We start from the raw sequence: 3,431 nt of genomic DNA, 5'->3' as shown, positions 1-3,431 counted from the left end.
TTTATAAGTGGTTCGTAAAATAATGTTAGTGTAAATTTACTTTAATTTTTTATTGATTTTTCTTGGATGATAAGGGAAAAACGTTCACATCACAGAAAGCTTCGGACAAATATTTATTTACATAAATATCTAAATGGGGTACGATATAAGTATGTTCCTAAAAATGAGATAACATTATGATTTATCTTAAAAAGCTTGAAAAATTAATCGAAAAGCAAAAGGGCACAGTTTTAAGTGCAGATTTGGATCTTTATAGAATTAGCGAAAGGGTTGGTGGGTGATGAATAAAAAACGGATTATTTTCTTTCTATTAATAGTAGCCATAATTGTGTTTTCAGTTTTTGGTTGGATTCATTTTCAACAAGTGGCCAAAAGGGAAAGTTTAGTTTCACTTAAAGATGATTCTGCTCAAATGCAAGATGAGGCAAATGGGGGAGGGACTGAGGATTTAGTTGTTTTGGGAGTAGTGTGGCACGAAGGGGAAGCTACGGAATTAATTAGACTGGGTGAAGGGCGGGGGAAAAACCCGGGAGTGGATTTTGATTGTATTTATCCCTGGAGCGAAATAAAGCTGTGTAATGTTTTAGATGATGGCACAATTACGGCTTATATCGGTGATGCGGATTTTAAACGAGATGGTAGTAATGGACAGGTGATGGTGAAAATACCGCGTTTTTATTATCAGCGTAATTGTGACGGGGATAAACAAGAATTTTGGATTGCTAATCAGGAAACAGCCTGTTTTAAAATTCATCCTTGTTTTTTACGTAATGGGGTTGAAATTCCCTATGTTTTAATCGGTGCTTATCAAGCAGGAATAGAAAAAGGGGAGGAAATGACAAAATTAGTTTCAATAACAGGTACGAAGCCTATTAAAGGGGAATTGAGACCGACGATAAGAAAGTGGGCCGAAAATTGTGGTCCGGGATGGCAGATGACTGATATTGCGGCTCGCAGTGCCTTGAATTTTTTGTATTTAGTGGAATATGCAGATTTGGACAGTCAAAAAGTAATTGGCAGTGGTGTGGTTAATGTTGTGGATTCTGTGGCTACAGGTGGTTGTGATTCTTTAAATGGGGTTTCGGGAATGGCCCCGGGAATTAACGGGGAAGTTTCCGTAAGCTATCGTGGTTTGGAGAATTTGTGGGGTAATTATGCGGAATATTTAGATGGGGTTAATGTTAAATTAGCTGAAAAAGAGATTTATGTGGCAACAGAAGGAAGGTATCGGGACGATTTTTTTAAAGAAAATTATCAATCGACCGGTCTAATCTTACCTTTTCCCGAGACAAATTCGGTAGGGAGTCAGGTGAATTTTGCTTATAATGAGGCTTATGATTGGGTTTTCTCCCCCGGGAAAATAAATAAACAACTAAATCGGGAAGAAAATACTTATATTACGGATGGCGCCGGTTTTTTTACCGGCGGGAGTGAAATAGGCGGGGGATATGTGCGGGTAGGTGGTGCCTTGTATAGTTTTAATACTGGTGGGCTTTTTGATTTTTCAGTAGATTCACCTAGTTCCCGAGGTAGTTCACTTACAACAGGGCGGCTTTTATATCTGCCAACGGGTTCTATTGAGGGGACGGTTAAGGCTAAAGATGGCAGAGTTTTAGCCGGAATTAAAGTGCAAGTAAGTGACTTGGAAGGAATTATTGAAGAGACTGTTACCGGAAAAGATGGTTATTATTTTATACCGAATATTATTCCGGGAATCCATCGGGTGTTATACTACTTAGATGAAGAAATATTTTTAGGGGAACTTTTTGATATTAAAGTGAAAGCAGAAACTGTGAAAACATTGAACCCGGTGTTTCCGGTACCATTAGTTGATTTTATTTGTGTGGCCCAAACTGAGGAAAGTGTGCAATTGGAGTGGCCCCTGGCGGTTGGTGATGAAAATTGGAAAATTTTACAGTCGGTTGATGGTGGGAGAACTTGGGTAACGACGGCTGCATCTTCTAAATGGGGAGCAACAACAATGATGGCTACAGTTAGTAATTTAATGCCGGCGACAACTTATCAGTTTAAATTAGAGGTGGCTGATGGTAATCATATAGAATGTTCGAATATTGTGGAGGTGACCACGAAAGTACCTACAAATAATCAGGTTTATGGCGTGAGTTGGAGTAGGAGTGATAATATATGGTGGGGTAGGATTGAAAGTAATATGGCGAAGATGAGGCGTTTGGGAGATAGTATTGGCAAAAATCCGGGTGAGGATTTTGTACAGTGTTATCCTTGGCAGGGGATAAAATTATGTAATGTTAGTGATGAAGGGGAAATTACGGCTTTTGGGGGAGACGAAAATTTTCGGCGTGATGGTAGTCAGGGACAAGTCATGGTGCAACTACCTAAGTTTTATTATAAATATGTTTATTCCTACGAAAAACATGAATTATGGGTAGCACAAGATCCTTTGCCAGGTTTCAAAATTCATCCTGCTTTTGTTAGGGAAGGTTTGGTAAAAGATTATTTATTGGTGGGGGCTTATTTAGCTGGTGAGGAAGGAAATGAAGTAAAAAAATTAGTCTCCTATAGTGGGGTTTTGCCGGTAGTAAATCAAACAATGAATACCTTTAGGGAACGGGCACAAGTTCGCGGGGATGGTTGGGGATTAGTGGATGCGTTCACGCGTAGTGCGATTTCTTTGCTATATTTTGTGGAAATGGCTGATTGGGATAATCAGGATATGGGTAGTGAAGTTGTTGATGAAATTGCGGTGACCGGTGGGTGTGATTATTTAAATGGACAGTCGGGAACAGCCTTTGATGCAAATAATGGTGTTTCGGTTAGTTATCGTGGTTGGGAAAATTTATGGGGCTATCTTAGTGAGGTTATAGAAGGATTGATTTTTGATAAGGGGCTTTTTTATAGTGCCAATTCAGATTTCATCGAGCCCGGTTCTATGGGAAGTCAACGGTTGGTCGGATTGGGATTGCTTAATTATGGGGTTCCCGCTGATTTTATTTTTGTTTCGGAAGCCGATTGGCGGTTAATGTTAGATAGAGGTTTACTGATTCCCCATTGGTCTATACCCGTGTTTGGTAGAGGTTTTTATTATGATGTTTCGGATTTACTCGATTTTTATGACCTTCAAAATAAGGGTATGGAATGGATTGGGACTCGTCTGCAATATATTCCTTGAAAAGATCCAGGCAATGCCTTTTACTATCCTCAAAATAAAATAGATGGTTTAGAATTAAGCGGGTAATTCAAAAAAACAACTATAATTGTAAAAGGATTAACTGCTATCGTGAAATAATTATTGGCTTGCGGGTTAAGAGGATTTGTGGTACACTTTCATTTTTGACACTTTAAAATGAAAAAGGCTCGTTATTCCTTGATGGCCAAGGGATACAAGCCTTTTTGTTTTTTTAAAAACTGCGTAATATATTTATTTTTTTGTAGCCTTGAAGATTTTTTTAATC

At 38.6% G+C, this 3,431-nt stretch carries 1 protein-coding gene; it reads left to right on the top strand.

Going from position 1 to position 3,431, the window contains the following annotated elements:
- The first annotated feature begins 280 nt into the window (after positions 1 to 280).
- A complete protein-coding gene (locus GX687_04615) occupies positions 281 to 3,148 on the top strand; it encodes a carboxypeptidase regulatory-like domain-containing protein (GenBank protein HHX96728.1) in 2,868 nt (955 codons plus the stop codon).
- Positions 3,149 to 3,431: the final 283 nt, after the last annotated feature.

The organism is Clostridia bacterium (genome assembly GCA_012841935.1).
Lineage (GTDB): Bacteria > Bacillota > Peptococcia > DRI-13 > DTU073 > DUTS01.
The sequence above is the reverse complement of the archived record's forward strand: the minus strand, read 5'-3'. Positions and strand labels throughout refer to the sequence as shown.